Source organism: Moraxella macacae 0408225, from assembly GCF_000320365.1.
Lineage (GTDB): Bacteria > Pseudomonadota > Gammaproteobacteria > Pseudomonadales > Moraxellaceae > Faucicola > Faucicola macacae.
In genome coordinates, this window is sequence record NZ_ANIN01000001.1 from 1,147,119 (window position 1) to 1,166,720 (window position 19,602).

Here is a 19,602-nt window from a genome sequence, read left to right on the forward strand (position 1 = left end):
TGTGATATTTTAATTTACAAAACAGCAAATTTAACTTAGAAGATGATTTTGGTTGTTAAGACTGATTGGCAGGTAAGGTGATTAAAAACCGCGTTTGTCCGTTTAAGGTATCGGTAATAATCGTTCCGTGATGTGCGTTAACGATTTGAGCAACCAATGACAATCCAAGTCCAGAGCCCTTTTTTTCTTGTTGCAGGCGTACAAACGGTGAAAAAATTGCTTGGCGCTTGTCAATTGCAATGCCTGTACCGTGATCAATGACGGCGATGCGCACGCGTTTATAATGAAGAGTTGTGCTTTGATTGTCGCTTTTGTTTGGTTTTTTACGTCCAAAAATCGTGGTTTTTGGGGCGTTTTTATTTGAGTGAGTTGATGTAGGCTGTTCGGCTTGATTGTTGTCTATGTTGCCAATGGTGTCAAGTTGCCAAGATTCATTTTGATTGGCATCGGTATTGACAATGTTGGTGTTATCGATATCTTTGGTGTTGTTGATGTCCAAATTGTCGCTATTGGTGTTATTATTTAGGCTGTCGGTGTCGCTTGGTGTTGGTTTAAAATCCATGATGGGTAAATCAACTTCATTGCCTAAATCATCAATGGCGTATAACTGTACAGTAACAGGCGGTATGCCGTGCAAATGAGCATTGTCTAATAAATTTCTAATCAAATGAGTCAGTAGTTTTTCTTGTCCTTCTATGTGTAATTGTGCCCCATAAAAATTAGCCTGCGGATAATGTTGCACCTCGCTTTTTATCAAATCGTACAGATTGACTGTTGTCATTTTTTCAACTGCATGGCCTGCGTCCATTCGACTAACCAACAAAATACTTTCCACCAAATCGTTAAGCCCTGTCAAATCGCGGTTAATTGCTTCGGCTCTTTTGGCAAATTTTTCTTGGGTTTGTTGATCAAAGTTATTTGTGAGCATACCCATCATTTCTATTTGTAAACGAATGCGCGTAATTGGAGTGCGTATTTCGTGCGATGCGTGGGCAAGCAATAGTTTATTGGCATTCATCAAAGTTTCAATGCGTTCGGCGGTTTGGTTAAAGCCTTTTGCTAAAATTGCAATTTCGTCATTGCCAACAGGCGTTACGCGTACACTAAAATCCCCATTGCCAAGTTGGGTAATTTGGCGACTCATTTGGTTTATCCGCCACGTCATGGTGCGTGTGATAAACCACAACATTGCTGACATAATAAGTAATAACAACAGTGTGCCTGTCATTAGATTAATTGCAGGGGAAATGGACGGTTTGTAGTTTAGATTTGAGTGATATAAAATCACATAACCGGCCTGACTTGGAATTTGTACTTCCGTAGGACGTTTTGGATCGTCATTGGTTGGCAATAGGCTATGATACCACATAGGTTCTGGTGGTAAGACATCGGGTAGGCCTTGGGCTACCATAATGGCTTGGCGTGTTTTGGCATCATACAAGCCAAAGCGAGCGTTTAGCGACTCGCTATATACGTTAAAATTGCGTCGCACCAAAGCCAACAAATAGCGTGCTTCAAGATTTTGTTGATTTTGTTGGGTTTTTTGCAGTTGGGTTAAAATTGGCTGTAATTGTTGTCCAACTTGATTGGCGATAATTTGATGCCGTGTGTTGGTTGATGTATCGTGTACCAAATGGGTTAAAACAACCATAGCACAAGCAAACAAACTCAATGCCAACATCACACTGACAAAAAGTTTGATAAAGACACTGTCAAATTGGCGCAGGCGGTTTTGCATACAAAAACTGATAATTTGTCAAATCAATAATCAAAGCCAACTAATAAATCAAAGCAACCAAACTTAAACTTGATCGGTTGCAAATTGATAGCCAACACCTCGCACTGTAATAATGCGTTTTGGCTGGCGTGGGTTGTCCTCGATTAACGCACGCAAGCGTGAAATATGCACATCAATCGCACGATCAATATTATCACTGCTGTCATCGTTTGGCATTGCATGCCATAATTGTTCGCGACTTAACACTTTGCCAGAATGGGTAGCAAAATAATGCAGCAGTTGGAATTGATGCGTGGTTAGGCGCACAGATTGATCGTCAATGGTAACTTCATGACTTTCTGGATAGACTTTTAAACGTCCAAAAGTTAGATTGTCATTTTGTTGTGGGTGCGTGGGTAAATCATGACGGCGAAGCACCGCACGAATACGTGCCAACAATTCGCGCGGTTCAAATGGTTTTGCGATGTAGTCATCTGCTCCCATTTCTAAACCAAGCACACGATCGGTTGTATCACCTTTGGCGGTGAGCATAACAATGGGGGTTTGGGCGATACGGCTGTCTTTGTGTTGGCGCACTTTTTGGCATACTTGCATGCCGTCCATATCAGGCAACATCAAATCTAAAATAATTAAATCCACCTCTTTGCTTGGGTTGTTTAAAATCTCAAGCCCTGCATTTGCGGTTGTTGTGTGATGAATTTCATAATAATTCATACTCAAATACTCGCTTAACAACTCGCCAATACTGGGGTCATCTTCAATAATCAAAACATATTTGGTTGCGTTATTGTCGTCCATTGGTTCACCTGTTTTTTGACAAATCTATTTTTAAAAATGGTTAAAATGTTTAAGCTAAAATGCTTAAGCTAAAATGCTTAAATACTAATACTAACTTAAATACTAATACTAACTTAAATACTAAAATACTTAAATATTGTTGATTATTTTAACAAATTTTGCCAAAAAATCCCAAAACAATTTCAGTTAATTTTGGTAATTTTTTGGCAAATTTAACAGAATTTAACTTAACATGATGTAATTAACATCATTATGTAATTAACATCATGTATGATAAATGCGATTTAAGAACCAAATGTGGTTAAATCACTATGATTTGCTTTTTGGTTGCATTGGCATTTTGTCTTGTTGTGCTTGCTGTTCTTTTAAGTTATCGTAAGTTTGATAGACTTGTAATTGTTGTTCTGGGGTCAAAATTGCCATGAATTGTTTTTCGCCCTCACGGTTTAATGTTATCATTTCATCTATGATTGCTTGTTTTTGTTGGTATGATGCCAAAAGGGCAGTGCTATCGGCTTTGGTTTCGCGTTGTTTGCTGATATTGGCATCTTGTTGTTGCATTTTGGCATGCAGATTTTGCATTTTGCTTTGGTTTTGGTTTTTTAGTGCTTGCAATTGTTGTTGTTGGGTTTTGCTTAGGTTTAAACGATCAACATAAGGGTTTTGTGTTGTGTTTTGTGCTGTATGGTGGTTTTGCATTTTGTCTGTTTTGTGGCTGTCATGTTTGTGATGATGGCCGTCTGTTGGCATTTGTTGGCTTGACATGGTGTCAGACATAGCAGGTGATTTTTGTCCATGATTTTCATGATTGTGATGAGGGTGGGCATTGGCGGTGCTTACTGTGGCTAAGGTTAAAGCAAAAAGGCTGGCGGTTAAAGCACCGGTTTTGTTTAAAAGTTTCATGATAAATTTTTCCCAAAAAATAACTGAAAAATAAAAAATAACTGAAAAATAAAAAATAACTGAAAAATAAAAAATAACAGTTGCCTGACAATTGTCTTGCAACAACTTCATTGTAGCAATGAAGTTGTGCTTAAGTTTTGTTACGCTGTAGAAAATTGTAAAAAACCATGCCCTTATCAACAAATTTTTGGTAATTTGTGGGTTTTGTGTTAATTTGTTGTGCAATTTATACGGCTTTTTTTGCCAATGTTTTTACAACAAAGGTTCTCAGATCGTCAAGATAGGTATAAATCACAGGTACAACAATCAAGGTTAATAAGGTTGAGGTAATGACTCCACCGATAATTGCATGTGCCATCGGGGCTTGTTGTTCTGCACCATCACCAATACCAAGCGATAGCGGTATCATACCCATAACCATAGCCATTGTTGTCATCAAAATTGGCCGTAACCGCGTGATACCAGCCAGCATAATTGCATCATAGCGAGATTTGCCATTTTCAATTGCTTCTTTAATAAAATCAATGAGTAAAATTGCATTTTTACACACAAGCCCCATCAGCATAATAATGCCAATAATAGAAAAAATATTCATGGTTGAACCCCACAAAAACAACGCAAAGAACACGCCAACCAATGATAACGGTAGTGATGCCATAATTGCCACCGGATATAAAAAGCTATTAAACTGCGAACCAAGCAACATATAAATAAACACAATTGCCAACAAAAGTGCCGTGGCAGCATAGCCGACCGATTCTCCCATATCTTTATTTGAACCCTCAACGGTAAAACTGTAGCCTTGTGGCAGTTGCATTTCGTTTTGAATGGCGGTAATGTCATCACCAATATCACCTGCGGCTCGTCCATCGGTATTTGCTTGAATCATTACTTCGCGAAACAAAGCACGGCGGTTGATTTGTGGTGCTCCCAGCTCTTCTTTAAAACTGGCTACTTGTGATAAAGGAATTAAAATTGCCTGACCGTTATTGTCTACTTTATTGGAGGTTAAATAGATGGATTGTAACTGGGCAATGGTTTGGCGTTGGTTGTCTGCCAGGCGCACATTGACATCTACATTGTTGCCTTTTTCATCTTTAAAGGTGGTAATGTCATCACCTGCCAATAATGGACGCAAGACCTGACCGATTTGAGCGGTAGACAATCCTGCATCATTGGCTGCTTGGCGGTTAATTTTTACCGTTATCATGGATTTTGGTTGTTTTAAGCTGCTTTCTAAATCCACAAGTCCATCAACTTTTGCCAATTTTTGCATAAATTCATTGGATAAACGTTGCAATTCGTCCAAATTTTCACCTTTAAGGGAGATTACAATTGGTTTTAAACTACCTGACACGGCTGATTTTGAAGGGGCAACAGAGGTAATTTCAATGCCACCGACTTGTTGTAGGCGCTGTCTAATTTCGCGGCTTAATTGATCCAAATTTTTGGGGCGTTGTTGTTTTGGCACAAGGTTAACATTGACTTGCACGCGGTTTTTACCGCTATATGCCAATGAATTAATAGTGGTGTAAGTGGATTGTACCTCGCTAAATTCTTGTAAAATCGCATTGACTTGAACGGCTTTTTGTTCGCTGTATTTTAAATCAGAATTAACAGGTGTTTCAAATTTTACTTTCATTTCTCCCATATCGGCTTGTGGAACAAATTCTTTGCCAACCAATCCTGCAACAAAAAATGCCATCACCAATGAACCGATTGCAATTAACAAGGTTAAAAAACGAAAACGCAGTCCCCACGCCAAAATTTTTGCATAAATGTTGGTAATTTTATCCAATAAATGTTGAAAATTATCCAAAATCCAACGAATTGGTTGTTTAAAAAACTTAACTTTTCTGGTTAAATAGGCTTCATGATTTTGGGCTTCTGGATCATGCCAAACGCTGGATAACATCGGATCTAGGGTAAAACTGACAAACATAGAAATTAACACGGCAATAGACACCGTTACCCCAAACTGGTAAAAAAACCGTCCGATAATACCGCCCATAAAAGCCACAGGCAAAAATACTGCCACAATCACAAGCGAGGTTGCCAATACCGCAAGTCCAATTTCTTGCGTGCCATCTAAAGATGCCTTACGGTGATGTTTTCCCATTGCCACGTGTCGCACAATATTCTCACGCACCACAATTGCATCATCAATTAACAATCCAATACACAATGCCAATGCCAACAAAGTCATCATATTAATGGAAAAACCAAAGGCAAAAATCATTGCCAACGTACCAAGCAGTGAAATTGGCAAAGTCAAACCCGTAATAATGGTAGATCGCCACGATCCCAAAAACAACCAAACAATAAACACCGCCAAAACCGCCCCCTCAATCAGCGTGCGCACAACATTGCCTAAAGATCCGCGAATGTTGGTCGAACTGTCCGAAACCACAGTCATGGTAATGCCTGCAGGCAAGTTTTGTTGGATTGTATCAAGACGTTTTTTAATGTTATCCACCACGTCAATCACATTGGCATCGGAGGTTTTGATGATGTTCATGCCAATTGCAGGCTGTCCGTTTTGTAAAGAAGCGGATTTGCTTTCGGCTTCACCGTCAATCACATTGGCAATTTGTGAAAGATAAATCGGCGTGATTTGTCCGTTTTTGTTGCGATTTTGTCCAACGATAATTTGGTTAAATTCATTAGGTGATTTAACAAGTCCGTTAATTTGTACAACCATTTCTTGATTTTGGCTGTTAATCGTACCAATTGGCAATTCTACATTTTCGGTGCGCAGTGCATTGATCACTTGATTGATTGACAAACGATAAGCGTTCATTTGTTCAGGGTTTATGACAATGCGAATTTGGCGCTGTTTATCACCCAGCGTATTGACACGTCCAACACCGGTAACGGTTTGTAGCTGTTTTTTTACGGTGTTGTCTAAATAATCGGACAGATCTTTGATTGGCATCGTGTCTGATCGAAACGTTACCGATACCACAGGCACATCAGCAGGGTTGTATTGGGCAATGATTGGATCTTGTATTTCATCGCGAAAAGTTGGGGTTACCAATGCCAATTTATCACGTACATTTTGGGCGGCAACATCAGAAGATACATTTAAGTCAAACTGTACAATTACCCGTGATAAACCTTCTTGTGAAATGGAGGTAACTTCTTTTACCCCTGAAATGGTATTGACTTGATCTTCAATTTTTTTGCTAATATCGGATTCAACGACCTCAGGCGATGCTCCCGAATAAACCGTATTAATCACCACAAAGGGAAAATCAATCTCTGGAAACTCTTCTATTTGCATGCGTTGAGTGGCAAAAAAGCCAACTACCATAAACGCAAGCATGATCATGGTTGCAAAAACAGGATTATTAATACTGACTCGGGTAAGCCACATGAGGGTTCTCGCTTTTTATTATAAGTTTTTTGGTTTGTATGTTTAAGCACAATTAAGTTTAAGCACAATTAAGTTTAAGCCAATAAATTTTTCTTAATTTTTTATTTCTGCATTGTATTTATTTAATTTTTAACAAATTTTAATTCAGCAAAAATTTGCCACTATTTTAACACCACTTTTTTACCCAAATCCTCATGATTTAAGGTTGTGGTAACCACCACCGTGCCTTGTTCAATGCCACTTACCAAATATTGGCTGCTGTCGTCTTGATGGCGGATAATTTGTACAGTTTGGCTGCGCAGTACATGATCTTGTCCGACAACCATCACCATACCGACGGAGTTTTTTGCACCAGTTTGGTTTTTTGCACCAGTTTGTGCACCAGTATCAGTTTGTGTATCGGAATTAACCGCGGTAACATTGCTTGCTACCGAACTTGCCATTGAGCTTGTGGTTTTGGTTGGATTTTGATCAAAACTTACCGCCGTCATCGGAATGAGTACGCCGACTTGGATTTGTCCGTAATCAAGTTGCCCTGTGGCAAATTGCCCTGCTTTTAAGATCTGTCCATTTTGTTCAGGTTTTACGGTGATAAAAATTGGCAATTGTCTGGTCATTGGATCAACCTGAGGGGCAATGCGACTGATCTGTCCAACAAATTGTTCGGTAGAATTGGCTAAATGAAATGGCACGCTTTGTCCGATGCTAATTGATTGGGCTTCGCTTGGTACATTGGCACTAAATTCTAGTTTGCTTGGGTTAATAATTTCCATCAGTGGCTGATTGGGGGCGACGATTTGCCCTGCGTTCACATTGCGACTGGCGATAATACCATCGGTTGGGGCGGTGATGGCGGTATCACCAACTTGTTTTTTGACAATGTCAAGTTGGGCTTTTTTGGCTTTAACCGAGGCTTGTTGGGCTTTGGCATCGGCCAGACTGCGTTTGTATTCCATTTCTGAAACAAAACCTTGTTCAAGCAAAATTTTGTTTTTTTGTGCCAATTCGCTTGCAACTTGGGCTTGGGCTTCGCTTGCATTGACATTGGCTTGGGCTTGAGCAAGTTGATTGTCGCTGTCTTGACTGTCCAATTGGATAAGCGGTTGATTTTTCTTGACAGACTGTCCAACGTCTACCAGTACTTTTTGCACTTGAGCGGAAACGGTGGATTGTACCACGGTTTTATCATTTGCTTGTAGTGTGCCTGTAATGGTAACGCTTGGTTGATAGCGTTCGGCTTTGGCAGTCATGACATCACTTGCAAGGAGTTGAATTTCTTGGCGGTTGGTATTGTCTTGACTGGTAGCGGTTGTGGGCGTACCGTCTTTATTGCTTTGATTTTGGGTTTTATCGCACGCACTTAGCCCTATGCTTAGTCCAATTAACACCGCTAAAAAAGTCTGTTTTTGCTTAAAATTTTGCACAACAACGGATTTTAAGGCATAGGGTGAGTAAGTCATGGCGTTTTCCTTAAATAAATATAAAATCGGTGGCTTGAATCCAGGTTTTTTACAAAACATCGTTAAAAAACTTTGTTAAAAAACTTTGTTAAAAAACTTTGTTAAAAAACTTTGTTAAAAAACCTTGAATAACTATTGTAACAAAATAAGTGGTAAATATTGTAATAAAATGTGCTTTTATTTGATTGATAGTATTTTGTTTAGCACTGATTTGTGATAGATTATACAAAATTATATAAAAAATTTGCATTTTATACACTCAAACTGCAAAATTATCCTATTAATGGTTTATTTTACCTGAAAAAATGTGGTAACATTTTAACTGTATGCGCAAGGATAAAAGTTTGTTTGGCAAAATAAATTTTATCGATTCAATTTCACAAAGGTTTTATGGTTTTTTGTTTTTTATGGTTGTCAACTGCAAATGCACAAAGGCAACCACAAAATAAATAGCCATTTCACCCACAACAACTTAGGAATTTACTATGGACGCAAATTTTGACGGTCTAAAAATCATGATTATTGACGACTCAAAAACCATTCGTCGTACAGCCGAAACCTTGCTTGAAAAAGCAGGTTGTCAAGTGGTAACAGCGGTTGATGGTTTTGATGCGTTGGCAAAAATCGCTGATTCAAACCCTGATGTAATTTTTGTGGATATTATGATGCCACGCCTTGATGGTTATCAAACCTGTGCGTTAATCAAAAACAACGCTGATTTTGCCAACAAACCTGTGATTATGCTGTCATCAAAAGACGGTCTATTTGATAAAGCTCGCGGTCGTATTGTGGGTTCTGATGAATATTTAACCAAACCATTTAGCAAAGAAGAATTGTTTGATGCAATCAGCCGCTATCGTCCTGCTAATTAAATATTTTTTGCAATTTTTATCATCAATTTATCATAAAAAAGTTTGTAAGGAAATATTATGGCAAAGATTTTAGTAGTTGATGATTCACCGTCTGAAATGGCAAAATTTCGCGATATTTTAGGGCGTTATGATCACCAAATCATTGAAGCAACCACGGGTGAAGATGGCATTCAGCATGCCATTCACGATCAGCCCGATGTAATTTTGATGGACGTGGTGATGCCTGAGATGAATGGTTTTCAAGCAACCCGTCAAATCACCAAAAACCCTGCAACAGCACACATTCCTGTGGTGATTATCAGTACAAAAAATCAAGAAACTGACCGCGTGTGGGGAAAGCGTCAAGGGGCAAAAGATTATTTAACAAAACCTGTAACAGAAAATGAGCTTATTCAAGTCATTCGAGCGATGATGGAGTAATGATCTGTGGCATCAAACGGATTTATTGAATTATTACGCTTGGCCGATAGGGCGGTAAAACGCAAAAAAGGTGAGCATTTTACTGCCAAAACCCAGTGGCTCGGCGTAAGTTTTATGTTGGGCGGCGAACAATTGGTTGCACCACTTGGTGATATTGCTGAAGTTTTGTCTATTCCTGATGTAACGCCTGTGCCACTTGCAAAATCGTGGATTACGGGCGTGGCAAATGTGCGTGGACGTTTGTTGCCAATTACGCATTTGGGCAATTTTTTGGGTTTACCACCAACACAAGGCAGACTGTCGCAACAAAAACTTTTGGTTGTTGATCAGCCTAAGATTTTTAGCGGTTTACAAGTTGATGAAGTGTTGGGTATTCAAACCTTTAGCCAACGTCAATATGAACCTATTGGATTGCCACCTGAGTCGCCTTTGGCAAACTATACGCATGGATGCTTTCGCCAAAACGAACAAACATGGTATGTATTTATGCCAAGTCGTTTGGTTGCAGATCCGCGTTATTTAGAAGCATCGCTATAGGCTTTTAATTTTTTATTTTTAGCCATTTTTATTTTTAATCTTTTTAATCAATGTTGTTTTAATCAATGTTATGTTTAATCAATGATTACTTAATCAAAATCTGTGCTTAACGTTTTGATTGTAAATAGAGGAACATCTATTCATGGATACCCAAACTTCTAGCGTGAATACCAATACGACGTCGCCTGTCGTGGTTTCATCAGAAAAATTTGTGAACAATGCTGGCACTCAAGCGTCTAAAAAATGGACGACTTTGGCGGTGGTTGTTACAATTATGGCTATTTTGGCGTTTATTTATTTGGTCTATAGCTTGTTGGGTAACCAAGGCTCAATGCCTGTTACCACCAATGTTGGAGCAATTGGTCAAGGTATCACAACCAGTATTGATGATACTTTAAAAGCCAAGGATATTAATGGCGTTAAGTCAGGCATTGCGAATTTGGACAAAAATGCCAATGAAATGAATACGGTTGTTACCGCAAATCCAAATTTGGTAGCAGGTTGGCCAGAAAACCAAAAACGCATTGACTTTTTATTGCAAAACCAAGAAGCAATTGCAAAATTCCATAAAGGCATGGGCGGCATCGCAAAATCCTTGCCAGAAATACAAACCCAATACCGTCAATTGGTTGAAAAAATGTTGGTGACAGGGGCGACCACCAATCAAGTTGCAATTGCCAACAATCAAGTATGGCTGGCAGAAAAAATTAACCACCAAATCAATTTATTGCAATCCAATCAAACCACCGATATTAAAGCCTTAATTCAAGATTTACAACAATTTGATGCGACGATTAAAGCTGAATTATCAGGCACGCCTGAAATCCAAAAAGTCTTTAACCCCACCCAATTAGAAACCTTGCATTCAATCAAACAAAGTTTTGATGGTTCGGTAAAATCGGCATTACAGCAATTGGTTGCCAACGAAGATATATATAGCCAAGCCCGCGAACAAATCAATGCAATCATCAAATTTGCCAATGCCAACAATCAAGTCATCAGTAGATCAGGAATTGCCTCAAATCACAATCCAATGTTGTATTGGGTGTTGGCATTGACAGCCTTGGTTGGATTTTTGTTGGCACTTTATTTTATGTATCGTCAATTACAAGCCAAAGGCGAAGAGGAACGCCGTATCGGTGAGCGCGAAACCTTGCGTCAACGCCACGAAATGGAAGCTGAGTCTGAACGAGCCAGAAAAATCCAAGAAGAAAATGAACGCAACCAAATGGCAATTTTGCGCCTGCTTGATGAATTGGGTGATTTGGCAGAGGGCGACTTAACCGTCAATGCCACGGTATCAGAAGATTTTACTGGAGCAATTGCTGACTCGGTGAATTTTGCAATCGACCAATTGCGTCAATTGGTATCTGCAATTAACGTTACAGCAGACCGAGTTGCGCGAGCATCAGAGCAAACCCAAGCAACCGCTGTTGAACTTGCCGAGGCATCAGAAAGCCAAGTTGAAGAAATTGCAGGTGCTTCAGCAGCAATTAACGAAATGGCGGTGTCAATTGACCAGGTATCATCTAACGCAGCCGAATCAGCATCGGTTGCTGACCGTTCGGTTGCGATTGCTTATAATGGAGCGGAAGTGGTACAGCGTTCGATTGATGGCATGAATACCATTCGTGATCAGATTCAAGAAACATCAAAACGTATTAAACGTTTGGGTGAATCATCACAAGAGATTGGTGATATCGTTGGATTGATTAACGACATTGCTGACCAAACCAACATTTTGGCTCTAAACGCCGCCATTCAAGCATCGATGGCAGGTGAAGCGGGGCGTGGTTTTGCGGTGGTTGCTGATGAGGTACAACGGCTTGCAGAACGTTCCGCCACAGCGACAAAACAGATCGAAACCTTGGTAAAAACCATTCAGGCAGATACGAACGAAGCGGTTATGTCAATGGAATCAACCACGGCGGAAGTTGTAAAAGGGGCGAAATTGGCAAAAGACGCAGGCGAGGCACTAGAAGAAGTACAATCAGTTTCTAATAACCTTGCAGAATTGATTCAGTCAATTTCTAACGCTGCAAAACAACAAGCGGCATCGGCAGGGCATATTTCAAATACGATGAACATCATTCAGGATATTACATCACAAACAACGTCCGGTACGTTGGCGGCCGCTCGTTCAATCGGCCAGCTGAATGAAATGGCTGCAGCCTTGCAAGAGTCGGTATCTGGTTTCAAATTACCCGATGAAGCCTTTACCATTAATTAATGTATGAGGCCAAATGATTGGCAAAGGTGGTTTTGCCACCTTTTTTAGTCATTGTCATGCAGACCAATAAAAATACACACAAAGGTAAGGCCGTGCAAGCATATAAACTTACGCCCAATGAATTAAGCCTATGGCTCAAATACATTGAACATCAGGTAGGTTTTGTGTTGCCTGATGCGCAGATAAATTGGGTTAAAACAGTGATTGAACGCCACTTGGCAAAACAGTCGCTAAGCACCACTCAGTTTTTGGAAAAATTGGCATTGGACAAAGCATTGTATCATAGCTTGTTTGATGATATTTTAATTCCAAGAACTCAATTTTTTCGGCATCAGCCCAGTTTTGCATTGATACAACAGTACGCAAAAGAATGGACAAAAGTCTACCAAACCAGTGCGATGCCTTTTACAGCGTGGAGTGTGGGCTGTTCTACAGGGCAAGAACCTGTTTCTTTGTTGTTAAATTTGGCACAAGAATTGCTAAAGCATAACTGGCGTGAGTTTTTGGTGTATGGATCGGATTTTCGTCAACAATCGTTAGAAGTTGCCAAACAAGGGCTGTATGACAAATCTGAACTGGCAAATATTCCTGAAATTTATCATAATAAATTGCAGATATCGGAAAAAAAATTTGGTTTATTGCCAGATTATCACCGTCATTTGCAATTTTTTAGCAAAAATTTGGTGGATAAATCGGTGTTTATTCCATTGGCAAAACGTCAATGTCAAGTAATTTTGTGTAAAAATGTGCTGATTTATTTTCGTCAATTTGAACAGCGCGATATTTTGCAGTATTTAACGCAATTTTTGGCGGACGATGGCATACTTTTGTTGGGTGTTGGTGAATTGACAAAAATGCAACAATCAAAACTCATGCGTTTGCCTTTGCCAAATTTGAATGTGTTTTGTAAAAAGAATGCTCCGATGTGGGTGCAACAGTTAACACCAACAGGCTAATTAACAGACTAATTAACAGGCTAATTAACAGGCTAATTTAATCAATTTTTTAATCGTATGGCTTGGAAAATTTAAAAAAATTAAATGTATGACGGTAGGAATGTATGAGTAAACAACGCACTTTAGTCGCTTTAGATTGGTTAATGCCAGTATTGCAAGATATTTTTGAGGAACAAAATCGTCTGTTAAAGCGTGATGATGAGCCGATGGATTGGACGGCTTTGGGGCAGTCATTGCACCAAGTCAGCGGTGCGTTGACACTAACCAATCAGGCGTTATTGGCACAGCTTGCAGGCAGTTTGGAGCTGGCAAGTTTGGCATTGGCACGTGGTGAATTGACCGAGCATTTGGCATTTAAGAACGAACAAGCGGCCAAACAAACCTTAAGTCAAGCCATTCAATTGTTGCGTTATGAAATTCAGCAGCTACAACGCAAGCAGCAGCTTCATCAAAATTGGTTGATTGATCGCATTAATTTTTTACATGAAACGTTGCAAATTCCAAGTCCTGATTTTAGCAAATTGGTTGTCGATCCGCTCCTTGAACAAAACTTAGGCACTGAATATGTGTCTTTATTGGAACAATTGCCAACGCCAGATATTGAACGCGAGTGGCAAGACAAAGCCGTGCGTTTACAAGAATTGACGAAACTTTGGCGTTATTGTACGTTACAATTATTACAGCAACAAAAAAACGACAGCAAAACTTTAGATACCTTAACCAAATTGGCAAATTATTTGGCAACCTCGCCGTTAAATGTATCATTTCGCCAAGTTTGGCATTTGGTGGCATTATGGTTTTCAAGCCTTGCGTTAAATGAAAAACCCACGCCTGGGCAATATGTGGCATTTTTGGCAAATTTAGAAGCCTTGATGCATGGCGATACAGATGAAGCAGTTATGCCTGATTTTGACACAGGGCGTTTGGCTGTAGATGTGTTGTTGCACTTAAGTCAGTTGGCACAAAAAACCGAAAATGCCCAAAATTTATTGGCAACATTGGATTTAAGCGAAGGCTTGCAACATACCACGGTATTTAGTCAAATTTTGGCAAATTTGGAAAAAACCATTTATCAGATCTATCAGCCTCAATTGGTTTTGCCAATGCTAAACAATATGAAAACAGCACTGGCAAACCGTGGTTGGGTGTTGTATGAACATCAGCTTGATGTGATTATGAACGACGTGCAGATGATGCTTGATGATGAGAATATGGCATCAAGTTTGGCGTGGCAAGTTGAACGCCAATTGCAAGATTTGTACACGCAGATTTTGTCAACGGTAGACACGCTGGAGAGCCAAATTGGACTACATCAGTTTGCCTATGCGTCCGATCCAAAACAAGAAGCGGTGCGTAAAACCCGCGTTCATTTAGAAAATGTAAAACGATCATTTAATAATTTTACAAAAACACACAGTCTTACCGAGCTTAATGTAAATGATGATCTTGTGGCAATGGTGCAGGTGTTTGGGTTGTTAAATTTGGTGCGTCCAAAAGAGCTAACGGAGCAATTACGCATTTTGTTAAACCGTTTGTTAAGTAAGCATGTGGCAGTGTTAAGTTGGGACGTAACCGATGCAATTGCTGAAATGATTGCACGTTTTGAGTTGTTTTTGGATTATTTGTCGCACCAAAGCGTGAATGAAGAGCTGTTGGACAAAACACAATCACAATTAAATCGTGCCAATCTGTTGGTGAAAAATCTGATTGATGAACCATTAAATGCCACAGCACTGCCATCGCGCGATAAAGTGTTTGGGCAAAATACGGTGATTTATGACGATGAAGGCGAAAAAATTGCCAATGCTGATACCGCTTTTGACGCGGAAAATGTTGCAGCTATTCATGATGACATGATTGACGATGATGTGGTTTTTGCTGATGAATCCAGCACCACCGAGCCTACCACCGCCGACAGTGCAGAGCTTATCGAAAGTGCAGAACTTACCAAAGCCCGCGAGGCTTTAAAACCTGATGATTTTGATTTAGCCGATGAAGAGATTCGCGAGATCTTTATTGAAGAAGCGGACGAAGTTTTGCAAGCAATGGATGCAAACTTACCAATTTGGCAAGCCGATCCTGATGATCTAAAAACCCTAAAAGAAATCCGACGCGGTTTTCATACCTTAAAAGGTTCAGGGCGTATGGTAGGTGCTTACCAAGTTGGTGAAATGGCATGGGCAGTAGAAAACATGCTTAATCGTGTGCTTGATGGCACATTGTCTGTTAGCGAAGAACTTACCAATTTCATTGCTCAAACTCGCCAAAAAATCCCAACCCTTGTCAATGATTTTGCTCAAATGCACGCTCCAAGCATTGACCCTGCTATCACAGTTTTGCAAGCGAATAATTTATTGGCAGGGCAACCGATTGAGACAGGATTGGACATTGTTGACCATCAAGCAAAAGATTTAAACCCAACATCAACCGATCAACCTACTGAAATTAGCACAGATGAGGTTGAGAATGTCGCAACTGTAGATACAATTCAAACCGAAGCGATTGTTGATGAAGTTGTTGACGAGATTGTTGATGAAGATGCGATATTGACCGAAGAAGAGGAAAATGAACAAGCGTCGATAAATGTATTTTTAGAAGAAGCCCATGAATTGATTGCTAAAATTGATACCTTTATCACAATGCATGAACAACAAGGCAAAGCAAATGTTACCGATGAATTGGTGCGTGCGTTTCATACCTTGCGTGGCGGTGCAGGCATTGCTAAGTTGTCGCAGGTGCAAGCCTTGAGTGAAATGTTGGAATTAGGCCTTGGTGAATTGTTACGCAAAGAAATTCCGTTGCACCAAGAACAATTGCAACTATTAAAAAATATTAAAAATAATTTGCAAGATTATTTAAATGGTTCTCAAACAGAAAGCGACATTGCAATGCTTGATGATATTGAAAACCTAGAAAAATGGCGTGAACAATTGTTTGTTAACGTACATCAAAGCAATGTGTTAAGCGTGTCAGAACTGTTAAACTTAGGCATTGATGATTTGATTGATGCGGATAATACTTTGGTTGAAACTTTTGCAAAAGACGATCATGAAATTATCGCAAATTATGCCACCGTTTTGGCAGACCAAGCGGATAAATTGCAAAAAGCCACCAATGAACTAAGCTATAGTGTCATTGCGGAAACTTTGGCAAATGCGTATCAAATGCTGGCGACTTATCCAACTTTTGCCAAAGATGAACGTTTGCAATCGGTATTGTTGTTGTTACAAGAACAGCTCATTGGTATGTTTGATGCCATTGCAGCGGGGTTAAATGTTTTTGTGGATCAAGGCTTGATTCAAGAAATTAAACAATTGTTGGCAGAAAAACAGCATCAAGCCCAAATGGATGCGATTGAGTATGAAAATGTTGATACAGACATTGAACTGCTACAAATTTTCTTAGTGGAGTCGCAAGAATTACGTGTAAGCATTCAAGAAAATTTTAACCAATGGCAAAATAACCTAAGCAATACCGAAGTGGTTAAAGAGTTGCGTCGTCAATACCATACCTTAAAAGGCGGGGCAAATATGGTTGGTATTCTTAGCGTGGCAGATTTGGCAAAACAAGCCGAAAAAATTTACGATGCGTTGTTGACTGAAGATCTGGTAGCCGATCCAGATTTGGTGTTGGTTATGCAAAAAGTGCATGAAACCACACAAGCCCAGTTACAATATGTAGCTAATCAACAACAATCGTTTTTTGCCAAAGAATTGGTCGAACAATTGGCAAAAATTCGTCATGGCAATTTGTCAGTGCATGATGTTGTGCTTGCTGTGCCCTTGATTGTTGAGGCCAATCAAGAAGATGTGAATGTTGCTGAAACGGTCGAAGAAGAGCAAGCAGTAGGGCATACAGCCGATCCATTGTATGTCCAAGAAATTATTAATAACTTTGAACAACGGCGTTTAGAAACTTGGCAAGGCCAAGAGCCTGATGAAGATATTTTGGGCGTGTATTTAGAAGAAGCCAAAGAGCTTATTGACAGCAGTAGCCAAAATTTACAAGAATTTCGTAGTAATAACAACAATTTAGGTGCATTGCAAGCCTTACAGCGTGAGCTGCATACCATTAAAGGTGGTGCAAGAATGGTGGGGGCAGAGGGAATTGCCAATCTTGCTCACGAAATGGAAAGCATTTATGAAGAGTTAGGCAGCCGTCGTAAACCTGCAACGCGTATGATTGGTAATTTGTTGGCATCGTGTCATGACTGGTTGGCAAGTTCATTGTATGTGCTTGAAAATAAATACAATCCCCAAACGCCTAACACGTTAATTGAGGCCTTGCAAGACTTTTCGCACAATCCTGACAGTCTAAAAGAAATTCCTGTTGTGTCATTGGCACAACAGATCGAACAAATTGAAATTTACCAAAGCAGTTTAAACCGTGAAGATGAACGCAATCAGCGTGATTTAACGGTAATGCCAGCGATGGAGGGAAATTTTGAAGCTGAACAAGAACAGGTGAATCTAAACGCGGAAATGCTGCGTATCTCGGCAGGCTTAATGGAGCGAATGATTAACCTATCAGGGGAATCGGCGATTAACCGTGCGCGTATTGAAATGGGCGTGTCAAGTTTGACGCATACCATTGAGGAAATGGGGATCACGGTACAACGTCTTGCAGACCAGTTGCGACGTATGGAAACCGAGCTTGAGGTGCAAATTTTGGCACAAATTGCAGATGAATATGCTGATGAGGCAGGTTTTGATCCATTAGAAATGGACCAATATTCATCATTAAATCAATTGTCAAAATCATTGTCAGAGTCGGCATCGGATTTGATTGATATTAAAGCTACCATGCTTGATAAAACGCGTGATACCGAAAATCTGTTGTTACAATTGTCGCGTACTCAAGAAGATTTGCAAGAAGGGCTTATGAACTCGCGTACCGTACCATTTTCGCGGATTACGCCACGTTTGCAACGGATTGTACGCCAAACCGCTACAGAGCTTGGTAAGTCAGTTGAATTGCGGATTTTAAATGACGAAGGTGAAATTGACCGTAATATTTTAGAGCGTGTTACATCACCTTTGGAGCATATGCTTCGTAATGCTGTTGACCACGGTATTGAAAAGAGCCAAGAGCGTATTGAGCATGGTAAATCGCGTACAGGGTTAATTACACTGGAAGTTCAGCGCGAGGGTAGTGAGATTGTCATTCATTTATCCGATGATGGTAAAGGCATTAATGTGGATGCGGTGCGTAAAAAAGCGGTGGAGCAAGGGTTAATCTCTGCAGATGACACGTCATTAAAACCGCTGGATATCATGCAATATATTTTTAACGCGGGGCTATCAACTGCCAAATCTGTGTCGCAAATTTCAGGGCGCGGCGTGGGTATGGACGTGGTGCAAAGCGAGGTAAAACAACTGGGTGGCGTGGTGTTGGTTGACTCGGAAATGGGTAAGGGTTCGCGTTTTACCATGCGTTTGCCATTGACGGTTGCTGTTTCGGATGCGTTGGTGGTGCGTGCAGGGGATAAAAACTATGCCGTTCCGCTTGTGCAGATTGAACGCGTTTTGCGTATTAACACGGAAACCATTTATCAATTCCATAGCCTTGAGGCAACAACATTAGACATCGATGGACAAGATTATCGTTTGCGTTATTTGAATCAAATATTGTATGGCAGCGATCCATTGGAGGCTTTGGCTCAACAACCTGTGAGTGTGCCAATACTCATTATCCGTACCGAAACAGGGCAAAATATGGCCTTGCAAGTAGATGCGATTACAGGTTCGCGTATTGAAGTGGTGGTAAAACCATTGGGGCCACAGTTATCACAAATTTCAGGAATTTCAGCTGCAACCATTATGGGAGATGGTTCGGTAATGTTGATTCTTGATTTGATCGCCTTGATGCGTAATGCCAGTGCTGCTGTTCGTATTGAACGCCAAAAAACCAAAGATCTTAGCCGTAAGCCTGTGGTATTGATTATTGATGACTCGGTAACGGTGCGTAAAGTAACATCACGTCTGTTGGAGCGTAATGGTTATGAAGCCCAAGTTGCAACCGACGGCGTGGATGCACTAGAAAAACTACAAGAGCTAACACCAGATATTATGTTGCTTGACATTGAAATGCCACGTATGGACGGTTTTGAAGTGGCAACCCAAGTGCGTCATAACTCACGCCTTAATAACACACCAATTATTATGATCACCTCGCGTACAGGTGAAAAACATCGCGAACGTGCTATGAGTATTGGGGTGAATGAATACAAGGGCAAACCATTCCAAGAGCAAGACTTGTTAGACACAATTGCTCGTTTGCTAAATGCCAAAACAGTTAGTTAATCTAAGAGCA

11 protein-coding genes are annotated in these 19,602 nt (G+C 40.1%); 6 read left to right on the plus strand and 5 right to left on the minus strand.

What is annotated here, in order from left to right:
* Positions 1-55 precede the first annotated feature (55 nt).
* The 5 genes from MOMA_RS05200 to MOMA_RS05220 form a co-directional block, all read right to left on the minus strand.
* Complete coding sequence (locus MOMA_RS05200; protein ID WP_009767555.1) at positions 56-1,738, minus strand: HAMP domain-containing sensor histidine kinase; 1,683 nt, start codon at positions 1,736-1,738, stop codon at positions 56-58.
* 63 nt (positions 1,739-1,801) lie between these two features.
* Positions 1,802-2,536, minus strand: a complete 735-nt coding sequence (locus MOMA_RS05205) for a response regulator transcription factor (RefSeq protein WP_009767556.1) — start codon at positions 2,534-2,536, stop codon at positions 1,802-1,804.
* Positions 2,537-2,845: 309 nt separating this feature from the next.
* The gene (locus tag MOMA_RS05210; RefSeq protein ID WP_161600315.1) at positions 2,846-3,439 is read right to left on the minus strand and encodes a Spy/CpxP family protein refolding chaperone; all 594 of its coding nucleotides are present in this window, start codon (positions 3,437-3,439) and stop codon (positions 2,846-2,848) included.
* Between the two features lie 226 nt (positions 3,440-3,665).
* Positions 3,666-6,815: an efflux RND transporter permease subunit gene (locus MOMA_RS05215; protein ID WP_009767558.1), complete on the minus strand. Its 3,150-nt coding sequence runs from the start codon at positions 6,813-6,815 to the stop codon at positions 3,666-3,668.
* 161 nt (positions 6,816-6,976) lie between these two features.
* Positions 6,977-8,275 (minus strand): efflux RND transporter periplasmic adaptor subunit, encoded by a 1,299-nt coding sequence (locus tag MOMA_RS05220; protein WP_009767559.1) that lies wholly within the window; start codon positions 8,273-8,275, stop codon positions 6,977-6,979.
* Positions 8,276-8,760: 485 nt separating this feature from the next.
* On the opposite strand from MOMA_RS05220, the gene pilG reads away from it, so the two are divergent.
* From pilG to MOMA_RS05250, 6 genes are all read left to right on the plus strand, one after another.
* The gene (gene pilG / locus MOMA_RS05225; protein WP_009767560.1) at positions 8,761-9,147 is read left to right on the plus strand and encodes a twitching motility response regulator PilG; all 387 of its coding nucleotides are present in this window, start codon (positions 8,761-8,763) and stop codon (positions 9,145-9,147) included.
* A gap of 57 nt (positions 9,148-9,204) precedes the next feature.
* The gene (locus MOMA_RS05230; RefSeq protein ID WP_009767561.1) at positions 9,205-9,567 is read left to right on the plus strand and encodes a response regulator; all 363 of its coding nucleotides are present in this window, start codon (positions 9,205-9,207) and stop codon (positions 9,565-9,567) included.
* 6 nt (positions 9,568-9,573) lie between these two features.
* On the plus strand, positions 9,574-10,104 hold the full coding sequence (locus MOMA_RS05235; protein ID WP_009767562.1) for a chemotaxis protein CheW: 531 nt from the start codon (positions 9,574-9,576) through the stop codon (positions 10,102-10,104).
* A gap of 142 nt (positions 10,105-10,246) precedes the next feature.
* Positions 10,247-12,334, plus strand: coding sequence for a methyl-accepting chemotaxis protein (locus tag MOMA_RS09810; protein ID WP_009767563.1), 2,088 nt, complete (start codon positions 10,247-10,249; stop codon positions 12,332-12,334).
* A gap of 92 nt (positions 12,335-12,426) precedes the next feature.
* Positions 12,427-13,290, plus strand: a complete 864-nt coding sequence (locus MOMA_RS05245; RefSeq protein WP_152411768.1) for a CheR family methyltransferase — start codon at positions 12,427-12,429, stop codon at positions 13,288-13,290.
* Positions 13,291-13,394: 104 nt separating this feature from the next.
* On the plus strand, positions 13,395-19,592 hold the full coding sequence (locus MOMA_RS05250; RefSeq protein ID WP_009767565.1) for an Hpt domain-containing protein: 6,198 nt from the start codon (positions 13,395-13,397) through the stop codon (positions 19,590-19,592).
* Positions 19,593-19,602: the final 10 nt, after the last annotated feature.